Genomic DNA, 24,041 nt, shown 5'->3' with positions numbered 1-24,041 from the left:
TCATCTACGAATAATTGAACCAAAAGATTCATTACGATTTTTATATTATTAGAATACGTTAGATCTTCCTCTGATTTAGTTCCCGAGCAAATTTTTCTTCAATCTCTTTTTTATTTCCATAGAGAAGTACTTGGTCACCTTGATTTAAGGTACAGGAGAATAAATCCTTTCTTATCCAAACTTCTCCTCTTTTAATGAATAATATACGTATGTCTTCTTCCTCATCTAATATGTCAGAAATCCTTTTGCCCACTAGTTTAGAGTGTTCAGTAATATCCATTTCCGTTACAAAATCCTCACTGTCTAGATATAAAACATCTTTTAGAGGGCGCTCATATATTTGAAATTCATTCTCTAACTCTCGTTTAAAAGATCGTGTTAATTTTTTTCGAGTTAAAGGTAATTTTAAAATCGCCAGAATTACAAAGAGTACACCGCAAATGATGGATAGCTCCTTAAGTCTTAAATCGTCCGACAGAATATTGCTGATGGAGGAAATAATGACCGCAAGTGAAAAGGCACCGAATAATATAAGAAATGATGCAATTTTTCTTCGTATCGGATGATCAATGATAATCTTGGATTCATCTGTCGTGAAGCCAGTGGCTGTTAGCATTGAGATGACCTGAAACCTCGATATTTTTGTTTTGAGGCCGGTAAAGTGAAATAACATGACAGAAATCTCAATAACGAATCCAATAATCACAAAATATAACATAATAAATACGTAGCCCATCTTAGCTCACGCTCCTTATCCCTCCTTTAATTACCCGATTCTTGCTCCTTGAGAAACATGCTACTTTTGTTATCTAAATCTCAAATGCTTTTAAGATATAGAAGGTAACCCTCAAATATAAAAGAATTTTCAGAATTTACTGTTGACAACTGGTAAAACGAAAATTAGAATTTAATTGTATTACAACTAAATAATTAATCGTTTAAAAAGTGTTATATAGTTTCAGATTTTAATGTTCCATATTCTACAATTAGGGGGTTACACCACATGTACAATCCGCACATTGAAACAATGGCGCGTTCTGAAATGGAGAGCTTACAGGTTGAGCGCCTTCAAAACACAGTAAGGTTAGTCTATGAAAATGTAGAATTCTATAAAAATAAATTTAGTGAAATAGGGATTACACCAGAGGACATTAAATGCTTGGATGACATACTAAGGCTCCCATTTACAAAAAAACAAGATTTGCGGGATCATTATCCATATGGTTTATTTGCTGTTCCACAAGAGAGGCTTGTGAGAATCCATGCTTCATCAGGAACAAGTGGGAAGCCGACTGTTGTTGGTTATACAGAGAATGATTTAAAAGTTTGGAGCGAAATTGTCGCCCGGTCCATAGTGGCTGCGGGAGGGAAGAAAACAGATATTTTCCACAATGCATATGGCTATGGATTGTTTACAGGTGGGCTTGGCTTACACTACGGTGCTGAAATGTTTGGAGCGGCAGTCATTCCCATATCAGGAGGTAATACAGAACGGCAAATCACGGTTATTGAAGATTTCAAACCGCGTGGAATTTGTGGAACCCCATCTTACATTTTAAACATAGGTGAGAAGATGCTGGAGATGGGTAAAGATCCGAGAGAAACATCAGTCGAATATGGCATTTTTGGTGCTGAGCCCTGGTCTGAAGAGATGCGGACTAAGCTTGAAGAGATGTTTAATTTGAAAGCAATCGATATTTATGGATTGAGCGAAATTATGGGGCCGGGTGTTTCAATTGAGTGTGCAGAAGCGCAAGATGGCCTGCATGTACAGGAAGATCATTTCTTTGTAGAGGTAATTGATCCGATGACATTGGAACCAGTCTCAGATGGAGAAATTGGCGAGCTTGTTTTTACAAGCTTAACAAAGGAAGCGTTTCCAGTTTTGCGTTATCGTACAGGTGACCTTGCCTCTTTATCAAGAGAAAAATGTAGCTGTGGACGGACAACAGTCAGAATGTCTAGAGTAAAGGGACGTACGGATGACATGATTATTATCCGCGGTGTAAATGTCTTTCCATCTGAAATAGAGCGGGTGTTACTTCAAATCGATGGACTTGTGCCGCATTTCCAAATCCATCTTATCCGCAATGGAGCAATGGACGAAGCAGTGTTACATGTCGAGATAGAAAGCAAGCTATATGAGGAAATAGGCCAAGACTTGTCAAATGAACGTGTTTCGAAAATAAAGAAAGAAATCCAGCGAGTGATGAAATCTACATGCTTAGTGACCATAAACACTGTCTTTAATATTCCTAAAACAATCCCAAGGTCAGAAGGGAAAGCTGCCCGAATTGTAGATTTAAGAAATTCTAAGGCGGTAGTAGTGTAATAGAAACATGGAAGGACGGAATTGCATGAATGAAAATCAGAATATTTTTGATATTACGATAATTGGCGGAGGACCAATCGGCATGTTTACTGCTTTTTATGCAGGTATGCGGAAAATGTCCTGCAAAGTGATTGAAAGCCTGCCGCAGCTTGGCGGTCAGCTATCGGCACTTTACCCAGAAAAATATATCTATGATGTGGCGGGTTTCCCGAAAATCAAGGCGCAGGAGCTGGTTGATAATCTGAAAGAACAGATGGAACAATTTCAACCGACTATTTGCTTAGGGGAATCAGTTGAAATTCTTGAAAAACGAGAAGATGGCATTTTTGAGTTAACAACAAATAATGGCATTCATTATACCAAGGCCATTGTTATTACAGCAGGAAATGGGGCTTTTCAGCCTCGGAAGCTGGAGTTGAAAGAAGCAGAGAAATATGAAGGTCAAAACCTCCATTATTTCATCCAAGACCTCAACAAATTTGCCGGTAAAAAAGTGCAAGTGTTTGGAGGAGGAGATTCAGCGGTAGATTGGGCGTTGATGCTTGAACCAATAGCTGAACAGGTTACCATTGCCCACCGACGAGATAAGTTCCGAGCCCATGAGCATAGCGTGGAAAATATGAAGAATTCTTCAGTTACCATCATGACGCCGTTTGTTCCAACAGAATTAATCGGTAAAGATCGGATTGAAAAGGTTGTGCTGGAGCAGGTAAAAGGCGACCGAAAAGAGACGATTGAGGTGGATGATGTTGTCGTCACATACGGCTTTGTTTCATCGCTTGGACCTATGAAGAATTGGGGTCTCGAGATTGAGAAGAATAGTATTGTTGTTAACTCAAGGATGGAAACGAATATTGAAGGGATTTACGCTGCCGGAGATATTTGCACATACGAAGGAAAGGTAAAGCTTATTGCCAGTGGTTTCGGCGAAGCGCCAACTGCAGTTAGCAATGCCAAAGTCTATATTGACCCAAAAGCAAAAGTGCAACCGTTGCACAGCACGTCGGTGATGGGAGAAAGCGAAAAAACCTAGCAAAATCTGTGTAAACTAGCCCTTACAAAGATCAAAGGAGGAACTTTTATCATGCCGAAGTACACCATGGTGGACAAAGAAACTTGTATTGCATGCGGTGCTTGCGAAGCCAGTGCACCAGATATTTTCGATTATGACGAAGAAGGCATCTCTCATGTCATTTTAGATGATAACAAAGGACGCGTTGAAGTTCCTGAATATCTCCTTGAAGACTTAGAGGATGCGGTAGAAGGTTGTCCGACAGATTCAATAAAAGTGGAAAGTGAGCCATTTTTCGCTGTGAAATCCTAAATAGTGCTTTTATTAAAAGTGGGGAAGCGCAACAAAACCTGATAATGGTGGAAATATTTCTTTGACACATAACATATAATCGTAACGGCGTGTAAATCTGTTATAGAAACTACAAATAAATTAATTTTTAAGGAGGAGAGCAAGTGTCTAATCTGGCAATGAAAAGCGAAGAAGAAAAGCTTGAACAATTTACCGAGCGGATTGAAGCGGGAGATAAAATTGAGGCTGATGACTGGATGCCTGAGGAATATCGTATCGCGCTCATTAAGTTAATTTCCATGCATGGTATCAGCGAAATTATGGGAGCGCTTCCGGAAAAAGAGTGGGTACCAAAAGCCCCGACGCTTCATAGAAAGCTTGCCATCATGGCGAAAGTGCAAGATGAAATGGGGCATGGGCAATTACTGCTTCGCGTAGCAGAAGATTTATTGAAGCCATATGGTAAAACCCGCAGCGACATCATGCAGGATTTATTTAATGGGGATTTAAAATTCCATAACGTCTTCCATATGGATACAAAATCCTGGGGAGATGCAGGGCTGATTGGCTGGCTCGTCGATGGCGCGGCCATTATTACTCAAACAAACATGCTTGGCTCCTCTTATGGCCCGTATGCAAGAGCACTTCAGCGCATCTGTGCAGAAGAAGTCTTCCATGCACAGCACGGGGAAGCCATCATTATGGCGCTGGCAGAAGGAACAGAAGAACAGAGAACGATGGTACAAAATGCAATAAATCATTGGTGGGAATCTTTGTTGATGTTCTTTGGCCCAGCAAGCAAGGAAACAACTGGTTCCTCTAAACAGGACATTACGATTAAATATAAAATCCGTACAAAAACAAATGAACAACTAAGGCAAGACTTCTTTACAAAATATATTCCACGGATCCTTTCGCTCGGGCTTAAACTGCCGGATCCAACCATGCATTACGATGAAGAAAAACAAATGTGGATCTACCAGCAGCCGGATTGGTCTGAGTTTAAAAAAATTATTAAAAACCAAGGACCACGTTCACAAGCTCGCCTCAATCTTCGTAGAACCTCATATGAAAATAACGCATGGGTTCGTGATGCATTAGCAGCTACAACCAATTAATTGTACCGATGGGAGGTCATATAAATGGCAGAAAAAACATTTTACCGAGAATTTGAAGTGTTTAGCAAACGAACGCCGAGTTCTGCTTTTCAACACCAATTTAGCCTGCTTGCGCCAAACAAAGATATGGCGTTTATCATGGCACAAGAAAACTTTATGCGCCGTGAGCCTGTTGCAGATATCTGGATTGTAGATAGAGAACATATCCGTTCTATGAATGCTGATGAGAAACTGACGCTCGGCCGATTGGATAATAAGCAATATCGTACAACTAAAGGCTATGGCTATCTGAAAAAGAAGTGGCGCCATTACGAGCAGCAAATGCTGGATGAAAAAGAGATTCTATCTTGGGGAGGGAACAGCAAATGAGCAGCGGAGAAAACGTTTTAAGCCCTGAATACAAAAAATCATTAGAAAATCTATTGTTTCAATTAGCGGACGATGATTTTCTCATCTCTTTCCGCGGCTCTGAATGGCTCGGCCTTGCCCCACATATAGAAGAGGATGTGGCGTCTTCCTCCATCAGTCAAGATACAATGGGGCATGCGGCTATGTTCTATACACTGCTTGAGGATCTTGGTGCTGGAAAAGCAGATGACCTTGCACACCTGCGAGAAGCTCAGGATAGAAGAAATAGTGTGCTCGCTGAACGAGTGAACGGTGAAGGCTATTACATGGAAACCCCGAAATATGACTGGGCTTACGCCGTTGTTAGGAATTTCTTCTACACCCAAGCGAAAAAAGTCAAGATGGATTCATTACGGCAAAGCAACTATAAGCCGCTTGCTGAAACGGCTGTAAAAGTAAACATGGAGCTGTACTATCATCTTCTGCACTGGAAAACATGGTTTATTCAGCTTCTCAATTCAACAGAAGAAGCAAAACGCCGAATGAACGAAGCAATAGAGCTTGTGATGAAGGACTTTGGCGATGTTTTCTCGTACGGAGATGAAAAAACAGCGATTGATCAGAGCGGTCTAATTGCCAGCGAAGATCAATTAAAAGAGGAATGGAAATCGAACATGGCGTTACCTTTTGAATGTGTTGCGATGAAAGTGCCAGACCTTCCAGAAGCTTCGGCAAAGAATGGCCGCAATGGCGATCATACGGAAGAATTGGCATCTGCATTAAAGACTCTGTCAGAAGTGTACAGATTAGATCCTGCAGCAGCTTGGTAAATGAACATCAAAAGAGGTGATCTCAGGTGGTATCACTTGAAGAAGAAATTCGACAAGAAGTATTAAATGCGTTAATGGGCGTGAAAGATCCAGAAATCGATACAGTCAGCATCATTGATTTAGGCATGGTAGAGAAAGTGAATGTGGAAGGGAACAACGTGAATGTAGTGCTCCTTCCCACTTTTCTGGGATGTCCTGCATTAGAAATTATTAAGAAAAATACAGTGAATGCAGTGAAAAGACTGCCATCGGTGGGTGAGGTAGAAGTCGAATTTGTATTCCATCCACCTTGGACATCTGAACGTATTACTGAAGAAGGGCACAAAGGGCTGCGCGCATTTGGTATTGCTCCGCCGCCGCAGCACTTTGAAGAAGATGGTTCATGGCATGTGGATTGCCCTTACTGCGATTCTACTTATGTAACCATGGAAAATATCTTCGGGCCTACTGCCTGCAGAAGCATTTTGTACTGCAAAAGTTGTAAGAACCCGTTTGAAGCAATGAAACCAGTATCAACAATCATGTAAAAAGTGGAGGGATTTAGAATGGCAAAAGTAGTGGCATTATACAAACAACCGAAAGACAAAGAGAAATTTGATGAGCATTATTTTAATGTTCACGGTCCTGTTACAGCAAAAATTCCAGGTCTTCGTGAAATGAAAGTAACGAGATTTACTAAAAATGTGATGGCAGGCGGTGAACCAGATCTTTATCTCATGTGCGAAATGATTTATGACAGCATGGAAGATTTGAAAAGTGGCATGAAATCGGATGAAGGGAAAGCCTCCGGAAAAGATTTAATGGGTTTTGCAGGTGATCTTGTAACATTGATGATCGGCGAGGAAGTAGAATGAGTGCTTTTGACTGTATCGACACATTTATAACAGGCGGAACGGCGGTCATAGAGTTAAACCGCCCCCGCCAGTTAAATGCTCTTAATCGAAAAATGGTCAGTGAAGTCGTGGAAGCAATGGAGTCATTTGACCGAGATGAAGAGGTGCAGGTGATTGTCTTAACCGGAAAGGGTCACTCTTTCTCAGCTGGCGCTGATATAGATGAAATGGCGGAGGATGATCCGATTCGGCTGGAATTGTTAAACCAGTTTGCCGATTGGGACCGCCTCTCACTCATAAAAAAGCCTATCATCGGAGCGGTGAAAGGGTTTGTATTTGGCGGCGGATTCGAGCTTGCGTTATGCTGTGATCTTTTAATCGCAGATTCTGGCACCGAATTTAGTTTCCCAGAAGTATCACTCGGAGTTATGCCTGGGGCAGGTGGGACTCAAAGGCTGACAAAGCTGGCAGGACGTACAAAAGCGCTTCAGTGGCTTTGGACAGGAGAGAGGATTCCAGCAGAAGATGCTTTAACACATGGTTTGATTAATCAAATTGTTTCCCCGGAATTATTAATGGAAGAAACATTAAAATTTGCGGCCAAGATTGCAAAACAACCACCACTTTCTTTACGTCTAATCAAGGATTCAGTTAATAAGGCTGTCGATTATCCACTATACGAGGGCATGCAGTATGAACGGAAAAATTTTTATCTTCTTTTTGCTTCACAGGATCAAAAAGAAGGCATGAATGCTTTTGTAGAAAAAAGAAAACCAGAATATAAAGGTAGATAAGGAGCTGCATCTATGTTTGAAACCATTCATTATGACGTAAGAGATGGAGTTGCCTGGCTCACGTTGAACAGACCCGACAAACTTAACGCGTTTACAGCAAGGATGAATAGTGAAATCAAAGATGCCGTTAAGACAGCTTCACGAGATGAAAAAGTCCGAACAATAGTGATCACAGGAGCAGGGCGAGCGTTTTGTTCCGGCCAAGATTTGTCTGAAGTAGATGAAACGATGGATCACGGAGATATTTTAAGATCGCATTATGGACCAATGGTAAAAGAGATGAGGCGATGCGAAAAGCCCATCGTAGCAGCCGTGAACGGAGTTGCCGCTGGTGCTGGATTTTCTCTAGCGCTTGCTTGTGATTTTCGCTTAGTTTCTGAGAATGCTAGTTTCATTAATGCTTTTATACATGTTGGGCTCATACCGGATTCAGGCAATCTTTATTTCCTAACGAAGCTTGTAGGTGAAGGAAAAGCAGCTGAGTTAGCAATGCTGGGTGAGAAAATACCAGCAGAGAGAGCTGTTGAACTTGGCCTCGCTAATAGAGTTTATACAGCAGAAACATTTACTGATGAAGTACACACATTTGCAGCCCGTCTCGCAACTATGCCGACAAAGGCAATGGGCTTAATCAAACGGTCACTGAAAGAGGCAAGCACACTTTCATTTGACGAATATCTTGAACGTGAAGCCCAAGGACAACGGATCGCTGGTTTGACAGCTGATCATCGTGAGGGCGTTGATGCGTTTATGCAAAAGAGAAAACCAGTTTTCCTAGGAAAATAAAAGGAGTGGAATAGATGTCAACAACTCAAGAAATCAAGGTAGAACAAGCAGCAATGAAACGAGATTTTTACCATTTAATCATTAACGGAGAGAAGGTAAAAAGCAGCAGTGATGAAACGATAAAAGTATACAATCCTGCAACCGGCAAATTGGTAGCTGAAGTAGCAAAAGCTTCAAAAGAGGATGCAGATCGAGCGGTATCTGCTGCACGTGAAGCATTTGATAACGGTAAATGGAAGAAGTACCCTGTTGGCCGCCGTGCACAAGTATTGAATAAGGTTGCTTCTATTATGCGTGCCCGTTTCAACGAACTAGTAGAACTAGAAATTCTTGATACAGGTAAGTCTATCCATGCTGCACAGGGACAGGTTATGCAAGCCATTGAAGATTTTGAATTCTACGCAGGCGCGATTGTCGGCCACCGCGGGACGGTTAATAATGTGCCTGGGCAATTCCATAACTATACAGAAAAAGAACCTGTCGGTGTTTGTGCCCAAATCACGCCATGGAATTACCCAATGATGATGGCTGCATGGAAAGTGGCACCGGCGATTGCTGTTGGCTGTTCCGTTATTGTTAAACCTGCTTCTCTTACGCCGCTTACAACGATTATCCTTGGCGAAATTTGCCTAGAAGCAGGTGTCCCTGCAGGCGTTGTGAATATTATTCCTGGTTCAGGTGCAGAAGTGGGCGATTATCTAGTGGGCCATCCACAAGTGGATAAAGTTGCATTCACAGGTTCTACGCCAATCGGTAAAGACATTATGGCCAAAGCATCGCAATCATTAAAGCGCGTGACACTTGAGCTTGGAGGCAAATCGCCTAATCTGGTCTTTAATGATGCAGACATTGATGCGGCAGTTGATGGATCATTGTTTGGTATTTTCTATAATAGCGGACAATCTTGCGAAGCGCGTTCACGCTTGTATGTGCAAGAAGATATATATGAGGAATTCATGAGCAAGTTCGTCCAAAAGGCAAAAGTTATTAAACTGGGTGATCCATTTGATAAAGGTACACATATGGGGGCAATCATCGACCAACGTCAACTTGACACAATTGACAGCTATGTAAAATCTGCGGTAGAAGATGGCGCAGAAATTCTTGCTGGTGGGAAAGTGGCGAAACCTGAAGGCTTTGAAAATGGCTTCTGGTATGAACCAACTGTAATTGTTAATGTGAACCATGATATGAAAGCAGTAAAAGAAGAAATCTTTGGACCTGTAGTTGTTGTCATGAAGTTTAAAGATGAAAAAGAAGCGATTAAGCTGGCAAATGATACCGAATATGGTCTAGGTTCTGCGATTTGGACAAAAGATGGAGCCAAAGCAACACGTGTAGCCAACGGAATTCAAGCAGGTATTGTCATGGTCAACTGTCCATTTTCTGCATTCCCGGGCACGCCTTTTGGCGGATACAAACAGTCAGGCTTTGGCCGCGAGTTAAGTATTGAGTCACTGGATCTCTATACAGAAACAAAGAGTATCCTATCTTACTATGGCAGCCGTCCCCTTAATCCATTAGGCGTTTAAACTATTTATTGAAGACGGACAGGTGATCACGATCTCTTGTCCGTTTTCCTGCATAAAGGAGGAGAAAAATATGATTAACCGCATTGGCGTCATTGGTTCAGGTGTCATGGGCAGAGGAATTGCCTATGTTGGAGCACTTGGCGGATACTCTGTCACAGTTGCAGATGTAAGCGAAGAGGCATTGCAGAATGCCAAAAAAGAGATTGAGATTATTTTTGAAAAAAACATCTCCCGCGGACACATCACTGTAGAGGTAGCAGAACAGGCTCGTGAAAATTTACGGTTTGAAACAGACTTAGCATTCGTCGCGGCAGGGGCTGATTTACTGATCGAAGCTGTACCAGAAGTAGCTGCTATTAAGAAACAAGTATTTGAAATGATGGAGGAGCATGCCCAAGAGCATTGCTACTTCGCAACAAATACATCTACTATGAGCCCGACAGAAATTGCTTCTTACGCGAAACGTCCGGATAAAACGATTGCGATGCATTTTTTTAATCCTGTACATAAAATGCCTCTCGTTGAAATTATCCGCGGACTCGAAACAAGCGATGAAACAGCAGCTGTAATTAGAGAAGTCGCTGAAAGAATGGGGAAGGAGACAGTGGTCATTAATGAATTCCCTGGATTTGTGACAAGTCGGATCAGTGCATTGGTCGGTAATGAGGCCTTCTATATGCTACAAGAAGGGCTCGGCACACCTGAAGAGATTGATAAAGCGATTAAACTTGGACTGAATTATCCAATGGGTCCCTTTGAATTAGTTGATCTTGTGGGTCTTGATGTCCGTTTGAACAACTTAAAGTATTTGCATGAAAAGCTAGGTGAAAAATATCGGCCTGCACCACTTCTTGAACAGTATGTGAAAGCGGGCAGACTTGGCCGCAAAAGCGGTAGAGGCGTGTATGACTATACTGATCAAAAAGAGCTGATAAAAAAATGAGAGAAGTCGTTATTGTAGATGCAGTCCGTACGCCGATTGGCAGATATAAAGGTTCATTAAAGGATGTCAGGCCGGATGATCTTGGAGCAGTTGTCATTAAAGCATTGCTTGAGCGAAACCCGACAATTCCTCCTGAACAGATTGAAGAAGTTGTATTAGGCAACGCGAACCAAGCTGGAGAAGACAACCGTAATGTAGCCAGAATGGCAGCCCTACTTGCAGGCCTTCCAGTAGAGGTCGGCGGCACCACGGTTAATCGCCTGTGCGGCTCAGGACTGGATGCTGTGATGTATGCTGCGCGAGCGATCGCAGTAGGTGAAGGAGATATCTTTATTGCAGGCGGAACAGAAAGCATGACACGAGCGCCGTTAGTCATGGCAAAGCCAAATCAAGAGTTCCCACGAGGAAATATGGAACTGCAAGATACAACAATCGGCTGGCGTTTTACAAATCCTGTTCTTCATGAAATGTATGGAACAGACTCGATGCCGCAAACGGCAGAAAATGTTGCGCAGCGCTACACCATTTCTCGTGAGGATCAAGATGTATTTGCCCATGAAAGTCAGCAACGGGCCAAAAAAGCATTGGAAGAAAATCGTTTTGCGGAAGAGATTGTTCCGGTTGTATATAAGGACCGCAAAGGAAGTGAAATGGTTGTTGACCGTGATGAACATCCGCGGCCAGAGACAACACTTGAAAAGCTTGGAAACCTAAAGCCCCTTTTTGAAGGTGGTACTGTGACAGCGGGAAATGCATCTGGAGTAAATGATGGGGCATCGGCATTGCTTCTTATGAGCGTGGAAAAAGCGAAAGAGCTGAATGTAAAGCCGCTAGCCAAATATATAACAGGAGCTACAGCAGGATTGGAACCGGCCGTTATGGGACTTGGTCCGATTTACGCAACTCGTAAAGCGCTTAAACGAGCAGACCTGACTGTAAATGATATCGGGCTTATCGAGTTGAACGAAGCTTTTGCTTCCCAGTCAATTGAATGCATTCGCCAGCTAGAATTAGATTCGAATAAAGTGAATGTCAACGGAGGAGCCATCGCTTTTGGCCATCCATTAGGTGCTAGTGGGGCGCGTATTTTGACAACACTTCTTTATGAGATGAAAAGGAGAAACGAAAAATTCGGATTGGCCACAATGTGTATTGGTGTGGGTCAAGGCATTGCCGCTATTGTAGAAAATTACAATGAATAAAGGTTGTAAATAGGCTGTCCCTTCAAGCACCCATGCTCTTTTATGTAAGAGCGTGGGCAAAAGACGGACAGTCTTTTTAATAGAAAGGAATGGTAGGATGTCGACAGTATTATATACGAAGAAAAATAATATTGCTTATGTAACTATTAATCGGGAAGAATCTCTTAATTGTTTTAACTATGAAACTCTTAAATGCTTGCAAGCAGTCACAGATGAAATTTCGATTGACCCAGAGGTTAAAGTAGCCATATTTACTGGTGCCGGCAATAAAGCATTTAGCGCAGGCGCTGATTTAAAAGAGCGCAAACATTTAACCGAAACAGAAGTCCGACGAAATGTAAAAGCGATTCGCGATGTATTCAACGGCATTGCGAGCCTCCCACAGCCAACCATTGCAGCAGTCAATGGCTACGCACTGGGCGGTGGGTTTGAATTGATGATTGCCTGTGACTTTCCTATTGCAGCAGAAGATGTACAAATGGGCTTAACAGAAACAAGCTGGGCCATCATCCCAGGAGCCGGTGGAACACAACGCCTGCCTAGATTAGTAGGAGAAATGAAAGCGAAGGAACTCATTTTTACTGCCAAAAAATTTTCAGCACAAGAAGGATTGTCGATGGGGGTTGTATTGCAAGTAGTGAAGAAAGAGGAATTAATGAGTACCTGTGAACAATTGGCGGTAGATATGATGAAAAATGGTCCTGTTGCTTTAAAACAAGCCAAATATGCTATCACACAAGGAATGAACACAGACTTACAAACAGGTCTGGCTATTGAAGCTAAAGCTTATGAACTAACGATACCAACAACAGATCGCTTAGAAGCACTACAGGCTTTTAGTGAAAAAAGGGAACCAGAGTATATCGGCAAGTAGGCATTCTATCAAATTAACGTTATAATGAGAAAATAAAGAAATGTCGAAAGAAGAAGAAAGAGAGGAATGAAATGGCGAATACACAATCAATGATTTTCACCATCTATGGCGACTATATTCGTCATTACGGAAATAAAATATGGATCGGCAGTTTAATTCGTGTATTGAAAGAGTTTGGACATAATGAGCAATCCGTTCGAGTTGCTGTCTCTCGAATGGTGAAGCAGGGCTGGATTGTATCCGAAAAAAAGGGGAACAAAAGCTATTATTACCTTACTCCACGGGGAGAAGCCCGTATGGAAGAAGCAGCTCACCGGATTTTCAAACTAAAGGCACATTCATGGGATGGCAAATGGCGCATGCTGATGTATACCATTCCAGAAGAAAAAAGGTTAATACGTGATGAATTACGCAAAGAGCTACTATGGAGTGGTTTCGGGAGCTTTTCAAGTGGCTGCTGGATTTCGCCAAACGATCTTGAAAAAGAAGTGAAGGCGCTAGTTGAAAAATATGAGATAAGCGAGTATGTTGATTTCTTTGTTTCAGCTTACAAGGGGCCAAATGAAGACCGTGCACTTGTCGAAAAAAGTTGGCCGCTACAAGAGATTGAAGGAAAGTATGAAGAGTTTATTGCAACATATAGCAAAAGATATATTATCCACCAAAGTGCTATGGCAACTGGGCAAATGAGAGATGCGGAATGTTTTGTGGCTCGGGCGAACCTAGTGCATGAATACCGTAAATTTCTATTTACTGACCCGGGATTGCCAAAAGAGTTGTTGCCTCCTCTGTGGAATGGTGACCATGCCTCACTTCTATTTAGCCAGTACTATAAATTACTGGCAGAGCCAGCCAGCCGATTTTTTGAAGAAGTATTCAGTGAGGATAATGATATGCGCCGTAAAGACAAATCGTATAATGCAGCGCATCATCCATATCTAGTCAATGAGAATCCAAAGTAAAACCCAGAAAACGATAAGCTTTCTGGGTTTTTAATCTACTAGTATATAAAATATATCCAAGGCATCTTTTAACACATTTGTTCATACTATTTACTACTAGCTGATAGTTAGACGTCTTTTTTCTTTATAGGGTGCTAACGTTGTTTAATCTTGCTCTAAAGCTTTTCTAAAGTCATATCCTTTTTGCACATACGTATCAATAGACAACTGGATGAGTTCAAGGTCTTTGTCATTTAGTTCGCGGACCACTTTACCAGGTGAGCCAATCACAAGAGAGCGAGGAGGAATTTTCTTGCCGCTTGGAATTAAAGTATTGGCACCAATGATGCACTCTTCGCCGATTTCTGTATTGTCTAGTATGGTGGATCCCATGCCAATGATGGAGCGTTTTCCCACCTTGCAGCCATGCAAAATAACATTATGGCCAACCGTTACTTCATCTTCCACGACAACCGGAGAACCTTCATACAAATGAATGGTTGAGTTATCTTGAATGCTGCATCGTTTACCTATTGTAATAGAGCCTTCGTCGCCGCGAAGCACAGCATTAAACCAAATGGTCGATTCTGAGCCGACATGGACATCTCCGATCAGTTGAGAGCCAGGCGCAATAAATACATTTTCTTCGAGCTGCGGATTTTTCCCGTTAAAAGCAATAATCATAGCATACCCTCCGTCAGTAATTTTCTAAATTGTTTTTCTATTCTATTTATTATAACATAATTTCAAAGGGAGGAGAAAAAATGATAGATGTTTGTGAATTGCTTCAAATAAACTATCCTATTATCCAAGGGGGGATGGGCAATATTAGCAATGCCCAATTAACCGCTGCCGTTTCTGAAGCGGGAGGGCTTGGCACGATTGGGTGCGGTACTATGAATCCTGGTGAGGTAGAAAAGATTATTCTAGAAACTAAACAGCTTACAGCTAAAAGCTTTGCGGTAAATATAGCCATAAGCGTATCACCTCATACAAAAGATCTTATTGATTTGGTTATCAAGCATAAAATTCCGTTTGTTTCACTATCAGCAGGTAATCCAGCACCACTCATTCCACTACTCCATGAACATGGAATCAAGGTAATTGTACTTGTAGCATCTGTTAAACATGCACAAAAAGCAGAGGCAGCTGGCGCGGATATCCTTGTAGCGGAAGGATTCGAAGCAGCAGGGATTAACTCTTCTCTTGAATTAACTACATTTACACTCGTCCCACAGATTGTGGAGCATGTAAATGTACCGGTACTAGCTGCTGGTGGGATTGGGGATGGCAGAGGTCTGGCAGCAGCTCTTATGCTTGGCGCAAGTGGCGTACAAATAGGGACAAGGCTGATTGCAACAAAAGAGGCGCCATTCCATGAAGCGTACAAGAATCATCTTGTCCAAGCAGAGGATACAGAAACGATGATTTTGGGTCGCAGTGTTGGTCGGGTCAGAAGGATTTTAAAAAATCCTTATGCAAAGCGCTTACACGAGCAGGAACAAGAGGGAATGACGTTAGACCAGTATACAGAATGGACTTCTGAAGATAAGCATATACAAGGTGCATTAAAAGGCGATATGGAAAATGGCTTTATTAATAGCGGCCAAATTGCAGGACTAATAGATGATGTACCGACTGTGAAGGAATTGTTCGAAAGAATAATGGAATCAGCAGATGAGCAGCTTAATTTTGCAGCACAAGAAGTGAAAGAAATCCGATTTCGTGCGGCGAAACAAGGAGCAACTGTTATCCTTGGAGAAAAGGATATATAGTAATAACGAATCCTTACAAGGGGCTTTGTGCAATGCAAATATTCCTTGTAAGGAACGAATTTTGGTGTATATAGGTGATAGAATTTTCAGAAAATAATATTGATTTTCATATAACGGGTTGATAAAATGAAGTTGGAAAAACGTTATACCAATTGAGGGGATTAAAAGAGATAAGTGTAAGCGTTTTCCTGTCTAATAAAAATGAAGGGGTGGAGTATTGGAACAGAAAGAACAATGGTCATCGAAGCTGGGGTTCATTCTCGCAGCTGCTGGTTCTGCAATTGGGCTCGGCGCCATCTGGAAGTTTCCTTATGTAGCGGGTACAAGCGGGGGAGGAATTTTTCTACTCATTTTTATTCTTTTTACACTGCTTGTAGGTTTGCCGCTTTTAATTGGAGAGTTCATTATCGGAAGAAGTACGCAAAAAGATGCAATAGAATCATATAAGGAACTAGCGCCAAACTCTTCATGGCATTTTATTGGAAGGCTTGGCATTTTTACATGCTTTATCTTGCTATCATTTTATAGCGTAGTAGGCGGATGGATCTTAATTTATATTTATAAAGGTTTTACGGGGGCCTTAAATGGTCTGACAGAAGTCCAATATGGGACTTTATTTGGCGAAACGATATCCAGTCCATTCCTATCTATTTTCGGTCAATTTTTGTTTATGGCCATCACGATTTATGTGGTTTCACGGGGGGTAACAGCTGGTATTGAAAAGGCAAGCCAATTTATGATGCCGGCATTGTTTATTTTATTCCTGCTTATTATTATTCGTTCTTTAACACTAGAAGGATCAATGAAAGGACTTGAATTCTTTCTTAATCCTGATTTATCAAAGATTACTTCGGATACAATCTTATTTGCCATGGGGCAGTCATTCTTTACCTTGAGTGTTGGGGTATCCGTCATGGTCACATACAGCTCTTATTTATCTAAGAAGGAAAGTATCCCACAATCCGCTATTTCCATCGTTGTCATGAACATTCTTGTGGCAGTGTTAGCTGGATTGGCTATTTTCCCTGCTGTTTTCTCGTTTGGTCTGAAACCAGATGCAGGGCCAGTATTGCTATTTAATGTGCTGCCAACAGTCTTTAACCAAATCCCATTTGGCATCGTCTTTTTACTTGCCTTTTTAATTCTATTTTTATTTGCCGCATTAACTTCTGCTTTTTCTATGCTAGAGATTATTGTGGCCGTACTAGCAAAGGGCGATGACAGCAAACGGATGAAATATTCATGGATCATCGGTCTTCTTATTTTTGTTGTAGGCGTACCTTCTGCGCTGTCATACGGTGTGTGGAGCGACGTATTGATTTTCAAAAAGTCTATTTTTGACGCGGCTGATTATCTTGTAAGTAATTTGCTTCTGCCGCTTGGGGCTTTGTTGATCGCCATTTTCGTTCCGATGAAAATTTCAAAAGAAAGATTAGTAGAAGAGATTTCTTCTGGCTCATCTGTTGGAAAGAAAATTTTTGCTACATGGTTCCTATTGATTAAATACCTTGTGCCTGTTGTGATTGTGATTGTTTACTTGGATGTTCTTGGCGTCTTCGACTATTTTTTTTAATAGAATAGAAGAAAGCTATGCGTAAAATAAAACGTTTGAGGGTGATAACATGGACGTGACAGATATTCAACTTTTGAAAATTCTTCAGGAAGATGGACGAATTACACTAAGCGATTTATCAAAAAAACTCTCCCTCAGCAGGCCAAGTGTAGCTGAACGTTTTACAAGGTTAACTGAAAAAGGAACGATCGACAAAATTGGAGCAAGAGTATTGCCTAATGCAGTAGGTCGAAACCTACTTTTATTCATTCAGGTGAGTGAAGTAAAGGTTCTTTATGATGATTTTGAAGAAATGACTCGAAACCATCCCGATATCATTGAATGTCACCGTTTAACTGGCACTGTGAACTATTTATTGAAGGCAGCAGTCAATGATGTGGATCATTTAAATAAGCTTATTGATTATCTAATTCACTACGGTATTATTCATACATCGATCGTGCTAAAATCACCTGTTTCGGAAAAAATAGTTTTGCCATCAGCTAGTGAGCAAGAATGGCCGTGAGCCTTTAAAATAAAAGAATAATAGACTTTCATTCGCGACCTCTTTCACTTTGGAAAGGGGTTTTTTACTGCAGTAAAAGGAATTTACAAATCGGAGTAATTGATTAATAAATATATTCATAATGTTAAATAATTTCAGAAAATTAGATCAGTTTGATATATATTTGTACACTCTAACCTTTTATAATTAAAGTTACATTTATTTATCTTCATTAGCACTATTTTGAAAGGGCTTACAGTGGAGAAGAGACGTCAACCATTCAATGAAAGCGGGGATAAAAATGAATCTGGTAGAAAAGAAATCAATAACAGAAGAATTTACGCTTTTTGAAAAAATGTCTAAACATGAACAAGTGGTCTTTTGCAACGATCCGGCATCGGGCTTGAAGGCAATTATTGCAATTCATAATACAACGCTTGGACCTGCGCTTGGCGGGTGCCGTATGCAGCCATATAACAGTGTGGAAGAAGCACTTGAAGATGCCCTGCGCCTCTCGAAAGGCATGAGTTATAAATGTGCTGCCTCAGACGTTGATTTTGGTGGAGGAAAAGCTGTTATCATCGGGGATCCGTTAAAAGATAAATCACCTGAATTGTTCAGAGCTTTTGGCCAGTTTGTTGAATCGCTGGGTGGCCGTTTTTATACGGGGACAGATATGGGCACAAATATGGAAGATTTCATTCATGCCATGAAAGAGACCAATTGTATCGTTGGTGTACCGGAAGCCTATGGAGGCGGAGGAGATTCTTCTATTCCGACTGCTATGGGTGTTCTTTATGGCATCAAAGCAACAAATAGAACGCTCTTTGGTAGAGACAGTCTTGGCGGCCATACATATGCCGTTCAAGGCCTAGGAAAAGTTGGCTTTAAAGTAGCAGAAGGTTTATTGGAAGAAGGCGCTCATTTGATTGTGACAGATATTAACGAACAAAGCTTACAGGCGATACAAGAAAAAGCAGAAGCTACGCTAGGTTCAGTTTCTATTGTGGCTAGCCATGAAATATATACACAAGAAGCAGATGTTTTTGTTCCTTGTGCCTTTGGGGGAGTTATTAACGATGAAACCATCGCACAGTTGAAAGTAAAAGCAATCGCTGGTTCAGCCAATAATCAACTTCTTACTGAAGAACATGGAAGACAGCTTACTGAAAAGGGCATTCTATATGCACCGGATTACATTATCAACTCGGGTGGTCTCATTCAAGTAGCGGATGAATTATACGGTGTGAATAAAGAACGTGTACTTGCAAAAACAAAACATATTTATGATGCCATTCTTGAAGTATACCAGCAAGCAAGACTGGACAGCATCACTACCATGGAAGCAGCAAACCGAATGTGTGAGCAACGCATGGCATCCAGAGGAAAGCGAAACAGCTTCTTCACTTCTTCTATCAAGCCAAAATGGGCGATTCGTAAATAATTGTGTGTGAGGAGGGTACTATGGAGACTCAATTTCCGATCAAAAGAATCATAGATGATGAAGGAAACGTAGTGGACGCTTCCTATCGTGAACAATTGCATGAAGAGCTAGCAAAAGAGTTGTATTACCATATGAAGCGGGTTCGGGCCTTTGATAGAAAAGCGATCAGCTTGCAGCGGCAAGGACGCCTGGGCACATATGCACCAATGGAGGGGCAGGAAGCTTCACAGGTGGGCAGTGCACTAGCGCTGGGGCAGGATGATTGGATGTTTCCAACATACCGCGACCACGGTGCAAAGCTTACATTTGGCTCCCCTATGGTTGAGACCTATCTTTACTGGAATGGAAGAGCAGAGGGATGTATTCCGCCTGTAGGTAAAAATATTTTTCCGCCTGCTGTGCCGATTGCTACACAATTGCCGCATGCAGCAGGAGCAGCTTGGGCGGAAATGCGTAAAGGGACGCGGAATGCAGCCATTGCCTACTTTGGAGATGGAGCAACATCTGAAGGAGATTTCCATGAAGGATTAAATTTCGCCAGTGTATTAAAAGCACCTGTCTTATTTTTTAATCAGAATAACCGATATGCCATATCAGTTCCGATTGAAAAGCAAATGAATTCCGAAACGATAGCTCAAAAGTCTGTCGCATATGGCATGCCAGGAGTACGCATTGACGGAAACGACTGTTTCTCTGTTTACTTTGAGGCTAAAAAGGCCTTAGAAGATGCTAGAAATGGCAAAGGACCGACGCTTATTGAAGCGGTGACTTGGCGTACTGGTGCCCATACAACTGCAGATGATCCGTCAAAATATCGTCCGGAAGACCAAGGGAAAGAGATAGTAGATCCATTAGTGCGACTTGAGCGTTTTATGAAGAAAAACAGCTGCTGGGATGAGGCTTGGATTGTTGAGATAGAAGCATTAATCAAAGCAGAAGTAGAGACAGCTGTTGAAGAGATGGAAAGCTATCCAAAAGCAAACGTGGAAGATTTGTTCGACCATGTTTTCGCTGAAATGCCGACACAACTGGCTGAGCAAAAAGAATCCTATCTTGCACATTTGAAGAGGGGGTAATGGGCTTTGGAAATGAAAGTTAAGGATATACAACGAGAAAATACGACTACACAGCTTTTGACGATAGTAGGAGCTGTCAATGATGCGATGAAAACGCTGCTTGAAAGCGATGAAAGTGTCATGATTCTTGGTGAGGATATTGGAAAGAATGGCGGAGTTTTTCGTGCGACGGAAGGGCTTCAAGAGAAATTTGGTACTGATCGTGTTGTTGATACACCCCTCTCAGAAGCTGGAATTATAGGTACATCCATCGGCCTTGCAGTCAATGGATTTAAACCTATTGCGGAAATTCAATTTTTAGGCTTCATTTATCCAGCTTACGAACAAATTATGACACACGTCTCACGGCTTCGGATGAGAACCATGGGGCATTATACTGTGCCGATGGTTATCCGAGCCCCATACGGCGCAGGAATCCGTTCACCTGAAATTCATTCTGATAGCACAGAATCCCTGTTCACACATATGCCAGGAATAAAGGTTGTTTGCCCATCTACTCCCTATGATGCAAAAGGGCTGCTGATCGCGGCAATGGAAGACCCAGACCCGGTATTAATGCTTGAGCCAATGAAGAGCTATCGTGCGAAAAGAGAAGAAGTGCCGGTTGGAAAATATACAGTTGAGATTGGCAAAGGGAAAAGGGTGAAAGAAGGTACAGATGTCACTCTGATTGCCTGGGGAGCTATGATGACCATTGTAGAAAAGGCGGCGCAGCAAGCCGAGAAAAAAGGAATCAGCTGTGACATTATTGATTTGAGAACACTCTATCCAATCGATCGAGAAATCATTGCGGAATCTGTACAAAAAACAGGGAGAGCTGTTATTGTTCATGAAGCGCATTTAACTGGCGGTCTTGGCAATGACATTATCTCTATTATTAACGATACATCTTTCTTATATTTGCGGGCGCCTATTGAGCGTGTTACAGGCTTTGATGTGCCAGTGCCTTTCTTTGCATTAGAGGAAGACTTTCTTCCAACGCCAGCACGTGTATTAGAAAGTATTGAAAAGGCTGTTCATTTCTAATCGTGTGGCTGAAGGCGCCAATTCCTGGCGTCTTCTATTTTTCTATAAAGAGAATAAATGCATTCTGATTTTTGAAATGGGGGAACGTCTATGCTAGAGGTAAAACTTCATGATATCGGAGAAGGAATGACAGAAGGTGAAATTATTCATTACCTTGTTAAACCAGGAGATCGGGTGATAGCTGACCAGCCGCTTGTAGAAGTGCAGACGGATAAGATGGTGGCAGAATTGCCCTCACCTGGAGCCGGTACAATAAAAGAAATTATTATTAATGCAGGAACAACCGTAGCTGTAGGTACGACGCTGCTTTACATTGAAGGAGAAGGAAGCATAGAACCTGTTAGTGAAGGAAAGGCATCTGAAACTCCTAAAGAAGAAGTTCCGGTCCTATTAAAGGAGAAAAATGAGTTTGTTTCTTCGTTTAATCGCGTATTAGCTACTCCCTATACACGCAAAATTGCACGCGATCACCATATCAATATTGAAGATGTTACACCATCGGATCCCTCTGGAAGGGTAACAGAAGAAGACGTATACCGGTTTATGAAGGGAGAACAGTTAGCAGAGAATGAAGCTGTATCGACTATTGTAGAGCCAGAAATCCTGGCAAAGCCAATATCGCCTGATGAAATTCCGTTCCGGGGTATACGCAAACAAATCGCGAAGAAAATGACAAAATCCCTCTTTACGATTCCACATGTGACCCATTTTGACGAAGTCAATATGACAAGTCTTCTGAAGTTGCGGGAGGAATTAAAGAAGGAAGGCGTTCATGTATCGGTGCCTGCTTTCTTCATGAAAGCCCTGGTATTTGCTTTGAAAGATTTCCCTGTATTTAATGCAGAACTCGATGAAGAAAACGATAGAATACTGCTGAAAAAAGAGTACCATCTCGGCATGGCGGTAGATACAAAAGAAGGCTTAATTGTGCCAGTTATTCACCATGCTGATAAGAAATCAATACAACAGATTCATGATGAGATGAAATGCTTTAATGAAAAGGCGAGAGACGGTAAGCTAGCGGCTGCTGATATTCAAAACAGCACATTTACTGTCAGCAATGTGGGGCCGCTTGGAAGTACAGGAGCAACACCAATTATCAACTATCCGGAAACAGCACTGATCGCTTTCCATAAAACAAAAAAAGTGCCAATCGTGACGGAGAATGACGAGATTGTTATTGGCCATATGATGACATTGTCCATGTCTTTCGATCACCGTGTTGCAGATGGTGCTACTGCGGTTGCATTTACAAATCGTTTTGCTAGTTTAATTGAGCAGCCAAACAAATTGATGCTGGAGATGATATAGATGGTCGTTGGAGATATCAGTCAAGAAAGAGATTTGGTCATTCTCGGTGGCGGCCCCGGCGGATATAGTGCAGCCATTCGTGCTGCGCAGCTTGGTTTATCCGTAACGTTGATAGAGCAAGAAAAACTTGGCGGCGTTTGTTTGAATAGAGGCTGCATTCCGTCTAAAGTGTTTACATATGCTGCGAAAAAACAGTCAGAAACTGGGCATATGAAAGAGCTAGGTCTTTTCGTTGGTGAAGCATCATTTAACCTAAACAAGCTGCTTTCTTATAAATCGAAAGTAACTGAACAACTCAGAAGTGGTGTAGAAACACTTTGCAAAGCCAATAAAGTAGAGATAATTAAAGGGAAGGCAGGACTGATTGGAGAAGATCGGATTGGTGTTGAAAATGGCCACCAATTTGATATTTATACGTTCAAGCAAGCAATTATCGCTACAGGTAGTAGCCCTGTGTTGCCAGAGGGATGTCCAAAAAACAATAAGCGCATGCTACTTTCTCATGAAATATTTGATTTGCAGGAGTTGCCCGAGCATTTAATCGTTTATAGCCATGATTATATATCGCTAGAAGTGGCTTCAAGCTTTCATGCATTAGGGGCTCAAGTGACAATTCTATTGGAAGACACAGATGATTTTTTATTTGATAGTTCTATCACTAAGGAATTGAACCGGTTACTTAAGAAAAAGAAGATAAAGATCTACAAAGAAGCCAAGATTTTGTCAGTCGAGGAAACAGAAGCAGGTATCGATGTAAGGTTTAGAACGCAAGGAAAAGAAGAGGATGTTTCAGGTACACATTTGTTCGCAGCAGGGAACAGGAAGCCGAATGTAGAGGATCTAGGGCTACAACGATTTGGTATCGAGCAGAATGAAGATGGGTTTATAAAGATTGATCGAAATATGAGGACAACAGTTCCCTCTATTTACGCGATCGGGGATGTGACGGAAGGTCCGCTTCTCGCAGTAAAGGCAATTAAGCAAGGCAAAGCCGCAGTAGAATCGATTGCTGGTGGCAATCCGGAGGTAGATTTAGGATTCCTACCAACCATTGTTCATTCCATTCCGCCAATTGCTTCAGTTGGTTTGACTGAACAGCAAGCCCAAAATCTCGGAATCGATCTTCGTGTAAACCAATTTGCATTGGGGAGTAATGGCTATGCTATGATTACTGGCAATAAAGATGGCTTTATTAAAGTAGTGACAGATGCTTCAAATGACTTTATTTTAGGCATTCATATGATAGGAGAAGGAGCGGTTGAGCTATCAAGCACATTTGTTCAACTATTGGAAATGGCAGCGAAAGAAGAGGATGCAAAATTTCCGGCCTTTGCCCACCCTAGTATGAATGAAGCCCTGTTAGAAAGTGTGGAAGGGCTTATTGGCCAGGCAATCCATACTGTACCAAAGGGAAAAAGGCAAAAGGAAAGTTCCTTGAGCTTTATTAGGTAAAAGATTTTCCACAGAGGGCAAATTTCATTTGACAGAATTTTGCTCTTTGGTTTAAGATAATTGT

General features: G+C 41.7%; 25 protein-coding genes. 23 read left to right on the top strand and 2 right to left on the bottom strand.

The window, feature by feature from the left end; genetic code table 11:
- Nucleotides 1-58 precede the first annotated feature (58 nt).
- Complete coding sequence (locus RCJ93_RS07980; protein ID WP_150283680.1) at nucleotides 59-736, bottom strand: TrkA C-terminal domain-containing protein; 678 nt, start codon at nucleotides 734-736, stop codon at nucleotides 59-61.
- 267 nt (nucleotides 737-1,003) lie between these two features.
- On the opposite strand from RCJ93_RS07980, the gene RCJ93_RS07975 reads away from it, so the two are divergent.
- From RCJ93_RS07975 to paaX, 15 genes are all read left to right on the top strand, one after another.
- A complete protein-coding gene (locus RCJ93_RS07975) occupies nucleotides 1,004-2,332 on the top strand; it encodes a phenylacetate--CoA ligase family protein (protein WP_446738763.1) in 1,329 nt (442 codons plus the stop codon).
- A gap of 25 nt (nucleotides 2,333-2,357) precedes the next feature.
- Nucleotides 2,358-3,365, top strand: a complete 1,008-nt coding sequence (locus RCJ93_RS07970; protein ID WP_446738762.1) for an NAD(P)/FAD-dependent oxidoreductase — start codon at nucleotides 2,358-2,360, stop codon at nucleotides 3,363-3,365.
- Between the two features lie 51 nt (nucleotides 3,366-3,416).
- Nucleotides 3,417-3,656, top strand: coding sequence for a ferredoxin (locus RCJ93_RS07965; protein WP_446738761.1), 240 nt, complete (start codon nucleotides 3,417-3,419; stop codon nucleotides 3,654-3,656).
- Nucleotides 3,657-3,814: 158 nt separating this feature from the next.
- Nucleotides 3,815-4,753, top strand: coding sequence for a 1,2-phenylacetyl-CoA epoxidase subunit PaaA (paaA, locus tag RCJ93_RS07960; protein ID WP_446738964.1), 939 nt, complete (start codon nucleotides 3,815-3,817; stop codon nucleotides 4,751-4,753).
- Between the two features lie 24 nt (nucleotides 4,754-4,777).
- Complete coding sequence (paaB, locus tag RCJ93_RS07955) at nucleotides 4,778-5,122, top strand: 1,2-phenylacetyl-CoA epoxidase subunit PaaB (protein WP_251645422.1); 345 nt, start codon at nucleotides 4,778-4,780, stop codon at nucleotides 5,120-5,122.
- The gene (gene paaC / locus RCJ93_RS07950; protein WP_446738760.1) at nucleotides 5,119-5,931 is read left to right on the top strand and encodes a 1,2-phenylacetyl-CoA epoxidase subunit PaaC; all 813 of its coding nucleotides are present in this window, start codon (nucleotides 5,119-5,121) and stop codon (nucleotides 5,929-5,931) included. Before paaB ends, paaC begins: the two co-directional genes overlap by 4 nt.
- Nucleotides 5,932-5,957: 26 nt before the next feature.
- Nucleotides 5,958-6,458, top strand: a complete 501-nt coding sequence (gene paaD, locus RCJ93_RS07945) for a 1,2-phenylacetyl-CoA epoxidase subunit PaaD (protein WP_256366253.1) — start codon at nucleotides 5,958-5,960, stop codon at nucleotides 6,456-6,458.
- 18 nt (nucleotides 6,459-6,476) lie between these two features.
- Entirely contained in the window at nucleotides 6,477-6,785 is a 309-nt protein-coding gene (locus tag RCJ93_RS07940) for an EthD family reductase (protein ID WP_066784641.1), read from the top strand.
- A complete protein-coding gene (locus tag RCJ93_RS07935; protein ID WP_446738759.1) occupies nucleotides 6,782-7,558 on the top strand; it encodes an enoyl-CoA hydratase/isomerase family protein in 777 nt (258 codons plus the stop codon). The genes RCJ93_RS07940 and RCJ93_RS07935 overlap by 4 nt, the downstream gene beginning before the upstream one ends.
- Nucleotides 7,559-7,570: 12 nt before the next feature.
- A complete protein-coding gene (locus tag RCJ93_RS07930; RefSeq protein WP_446738758.1) occupies nucleotides 7,571-8,344 on the top strand; it encodes an enoyl-CoA hydratase-related protein in 774 nt (257 codons plus the stop codon).
- A 14-nt stretch (nucleotides 8,345-8,358) separates the two neighbouring features.
- Nucleotides 8,359-9,876 (top strand): aldehyde dehydrogenase family protein, encoded by a 1,518-nt coding sequence (locus RCJ93_RS07925; RefSeq protein WP_446738757.1) that lies wholly within the window; start codon nucleotides 8,359-8,361, stop codon nucleotides 9,874-9,876.
- Nucleotides 9,877-9,946: 70 nt separating this feature from the next.
- Complete coding sequence (locus RCJ93_RS07920) at nucleotides 9,947-10,819, top strand: 3-hydroxyacyl-CoA dehydrogenase (RefSeq protein ID WP_446738756.1); 873 nt, start codon at nucleotides 9,947-9,949, stop codon at nucleotides 10,817-10,819.
- Entirely contained in the window at nucleotides 10,816-12,021 is a 1,206-nt protein-coding gene (locus RCJ93_RS07915) for a thiolase family protein (RefSeq protein WP_446738755.1), read from the top strand. Before RCJ93_RS07920 ends, RCJ93_RS07915 begins: the two co-directional genes overlap by 4 nt.
- A 97-nt stretch (nucleotides 12,022-12,118) precedes the next feature.
- On the top strand, nucleotides 12,119-12,895 hold the full coding sequence (locus RCJ93_RS07910) for an enoyl-CoA hydratase-related protein (RefSeq protein ID WP_446738754.1): 777 nt from the start codon (nucleotides 12,119-12,121) through the stop codon (nucleotides 12,893-12,895).
- 71 nt (nucleotides 12,896-12,966) lie between these two features.
- Nucleotides 12,967-13,857: a phenylacetic acid degradation operon negative regulatory protein PaaX gene (gene paaX, locus RCJ93_RS07905; protein WP_446738753.1), complete on the top strand. Its 891-nt coding sequence runs from the start codon at nucleotides 12,967-12,969 to the stop codon at nucleotides 13,855-13,857.
- Nucleotides 13,858-14,001: 144 nt separating this feature from the next.
- Here paaX and RCJ93_RS07900 read toward each other — a convergent pair whose 3' ends face one another.
- Nucleotides 14,002-14,520, bottom strand: coding sequence for a gamma carbonic anhydrase family protein (locus RCJ93_RS07900; RefSeq protein ID WP_446738752.1), 519 nt, complete (start codon nucleotides 14,518-14,520; stop codon nucleotides 14,002-14,004).
- 80 nt (nucleotides 14,521-14,600) lie between these two features.
- Between RCJ93_RS07900 and RCJ93_RS07895 the strand changes: the two genes are divergently transcribed.
- The 8 genes from RCJ93_RS07895 to lpdA all read left to right on the top strand — a co-directional run bounded on the left by RCJ93_RS07895 (nucleotide 14,601) and on the right by lpdA (nucleotide 23,977).
- Nucleotides 14,601-15,611 carry an NAD(P)H-dependent flavin oxidoreductase gene (locus RCJ93_RS07895; protein WP_446738751.1) on the top strand — a complete coding sequence of 337 codons (1,011 nt, stop codon included), beginning with the start codon at nucleotides 14,601-14,603 and terminating at the stop codon, nucleotides 15,609-15,611.
- A 217-nt stretch (nucleotides 15,612-15,828) separates the two neighbouring features.
- Entirely contained in the window at nucleotides 15,829-17,184 is a 1,356-nt protein-coding gene (locus RCJ93_RS07890; protein ID WP_446738750.1) for a sodium-dependent transporter, read from the top strand.
- Nucleotides 17,185-17,233: 49 nt separating this feature from the next.
- A complete protein-coding gene (locus RCJ93_RS07885) occupies nucleotides 17,234-17,689 on the top strand; it encodes an Lrp/AsnC family transcriptional regulator (protein ID WP_446738749.1) in 456 nt (151 codons plus the stop codon).
- Between the two features lie 280 nt (nucleotides 17,690-17,969).
- Complete coding sequence (locus tag RCJ93_RS07880; RefSeq protein ID WP_446738748.1) at nucleotides 17,970-19,112, top strand: Leu/Phe/Val dehydrogenase; 1,143 nt, start codon at nucleotides 17,970-17,972, stop codon at nucleotides 19,110-19,112.
- A 20-nt stretch (nucleotides 19,113-19,132) separates the two neighbouring features.
- Nucleotides 19,133-20,188 carry a pyruvate dehydrogenase (acetyl-transferring) E1 component subunit alpha gene (pdhA, locus tag RCJ93_RS07875; protein ID WP_150283697.1) on the top strand — a complete coding sequence of 352 codons (1,056 nt, stop codon included), beginning with the start codon at nucleotides 19,133-19,135 and terminating at the stop codon, nucleotides 20,186-20,188.
- Between the two features lie 12 nt (nucleotides 20,189-20,200).
- Nucleotides 20,201-21,214: an alpha-ketoacid dehydrogenase subunit beta gene (locus RCJ93_RS07870; protein WP_150284895.1), complete on the top strand. Its 1,014-nt coding sequence runs from the start codon at nucleotides 20,201-20,203 to the stop codon at nucleotides 21,212-21,214.
- Between the two features lie 90 nt (nucleotides 21,215-21,304).
- The gene (locus RCJ93_RS07865; protein ID WP_446738747.1) at nucleotides 21,305-22,525 is read left to right on the top strand and encodes a dihydrolipoamide acetyltransferase family protein; all 1,221 of its coding nucleotides are present in this window, start codon (nucleotides 21,305-21,307) and stop codon (nucleotides 22,523-22,525) included.
- A complete protein-coding gene (gene lpdA, locus RCJ93_RS07860; RefSeq protein ID WP_446738746.1) occupies nucleotides 22,526-23,977 on the top strand; it encodes a dihydrolipoyl dehydrogenase in 1,452 nt (483 codons plus the stop codon). It begins immediately after the preceding gene.
- Nucleotides 23,978-24,041: the final 64 nt, after the last annotated feature.

The sequence above is a fragment of the Rummeliibacillus sp. BSL5 genome, from assembly GCF_052928305.1.
The sequence above is the reverse complement of the archived record's forward strand: the minus strand, read 5'-3'. Positions and strand labels throughout refer to the sequence as shown.

What these genes read in the sequence shown, in the direction of transcription:
- RCJ93_RS07980 (WP_150283680.1), bottom strand. Translation starts at nt 736, where the DNA reads ATGGGCTACGTATTTATTATGTTATATTTTGTGATTATTGGATTCGTT.
- RCJ93_RS07975 (WP_446738763.1), top strand. Translation starts at nt 1,004, where the DNA reads ATGTACAATCCGCACATTGAAACAATGGCGCGTTCTGAAATGGAGAGC.
- RCJ93_RS07970 (WP_446738762.1), top strand. Translation starts at nt 2,358, where the DNA reads ATGAATGAAAATCAGAATATTTTTGATATTACGATAATTGGCGGAGGA.
- RCJ93_RS07965 (WP_446738761.1), top strand. Translation starts at nt 3,417, where the DNA reads ATGCCGAAGTACACCATGGTGGACAAAGAAACTTGTATTGCATGCGGT.
- paaA (WP_446738964.1), top strand. Translation starts at nt 3,815, where the DNA reads ATGAAAAGCGAAGAAGAAAAGCTTGAACAATTTACCGAGCGGATTGAA.
- paaB (WP_251645422.1), top strand. Translation starts at nt 4,778, where the DNA reads ATGGCAGAAAAAACATTTTACCGAGAATTTGAAGTGTTTAGCAAACGA.
- paaC (WP_446738760.1), top strand. Translation starts at nt 5,119, where the DNA reads ATGAGCAGCGGAGAAAACGTTTTAAGCCCTGAATACAAAAAATCATTA.
- RCJ93_RS07940 (WP_066784641.1), top strand. Translation starts at nt 6,477, where the DNA reads ATGGCAAAAGTAGTGGCATTATACAAACAACCGAAAGACAAAGAGAAA.
- RCJ93_RS07935 (WP_446738759.1), top strand. Translation starts at nt 6,782, where the DNA reads ATGAGTGCTTTTGACTGTATCGACACATTTATAACAGGCGGAACGGCG.
- RCJ93_RS07930 (WP_446738758.1), top strand. Translation starts at nt 7,571, where the DNA reads ATGTTTGAAACCATTCATTATGACGTAAGAGATGGAGTTGCCTGGCTC.
- RCJ93_RS07925 (WP_446738757.1), top strand. Translation starts at nt 8,359, where the DNA reads ATGTCAACAACTCAAGAAATCAAGGTAGAACAAGCAGCAATGAAACGA.
- RCJ93_RS07920 (WP_446738756.1), top strand. Translation starts at nt 9,947, where the DNA reads ATGATTAACCGCATTGGCGTCATTGGTTCAGGTGTCATGGGCAGAGGA.
- RCJ93_RS07915 (WP_446738755.1), top strand. Translation starts at nt 10,816, where the DNA reads ATGAGAGAAGTCGTTATTGTAGATGCAGTCCGTACGCCGATTGGCAGA.
- RCJ93_RS07910 (WP_446738754.1), top strand. Translation starts at nt 12,119, where the DNA reads ATGTCGACAGTATTATATACGAAGAAAAATAATATTGCTTATGTAACT.
- paaX (WP_446738753.1), top strand. Translation starts at nt 12,967, where the DNA reads ATGGCGAATACACAATCAATGATTTTCACCATCTATGGCGACTATATT.
- RCJ93_RS07900 (WP_446738752.1), bottom strand. Translation starts at nt 14,520, where the DNA reads ATGATTATTGCTTTTAACGGGAAAAATCCGCAGCTCGAAGAAAATGTA.
- RCJ93_RS07895 (WP_446738751.1), top strand. Translation starts at nt 14,601, where the DNA reads ATGATAGATGTTTGTGAATTGCTTCAAATAAACTATCCTATTATCCAA.
- RCJ93_RS07885 (WP_446738749.1), top strand. Translation starts at nt 17,234, where the DNA reads ATGGACGTGACAGATATTCAACTTTTGAAAATTCTTCAGGAAGATGGA.
- RCJ93_RS07880 (WP_446738748.1), top strand. Translation starts at nt 17,970, where the DNA reads ATGAATCTGGTAGAAAAGAAATCAATAACAGAAGAATTTACGCTTTTT.
- pdhA (WP_150283697.1), top strand. Translation starts at nt 19,133, where the DNA reads ATGGAGACTCAATTTCCGATCAAAAGAATCATAGATGATGAAGGAAAC.
- RCJ93_RS07870 (WP_150284895.1), top strand. Translation starts at nt 20,201, where the DNA reads ATGAAAGTTAAGGATATACAACGAGAAAATACGACTACACAGCTTTTG.
- RCJ93_RS07865 (WP_446738747.1), top strand. Translation starts at nt 21,305, where the DNA reads ATGCTAGAGGTAAAACTTCATGATATCGGAGAAGGAATGACAGAAGGT.
- lpdA (WP_446738746.1), top strand. Translation starts at nt 22,526, where the DNA reads ATGGTCGTTGGAGATATCAGTCAAGAAAGAGATTTGGTCATTCTCGGT.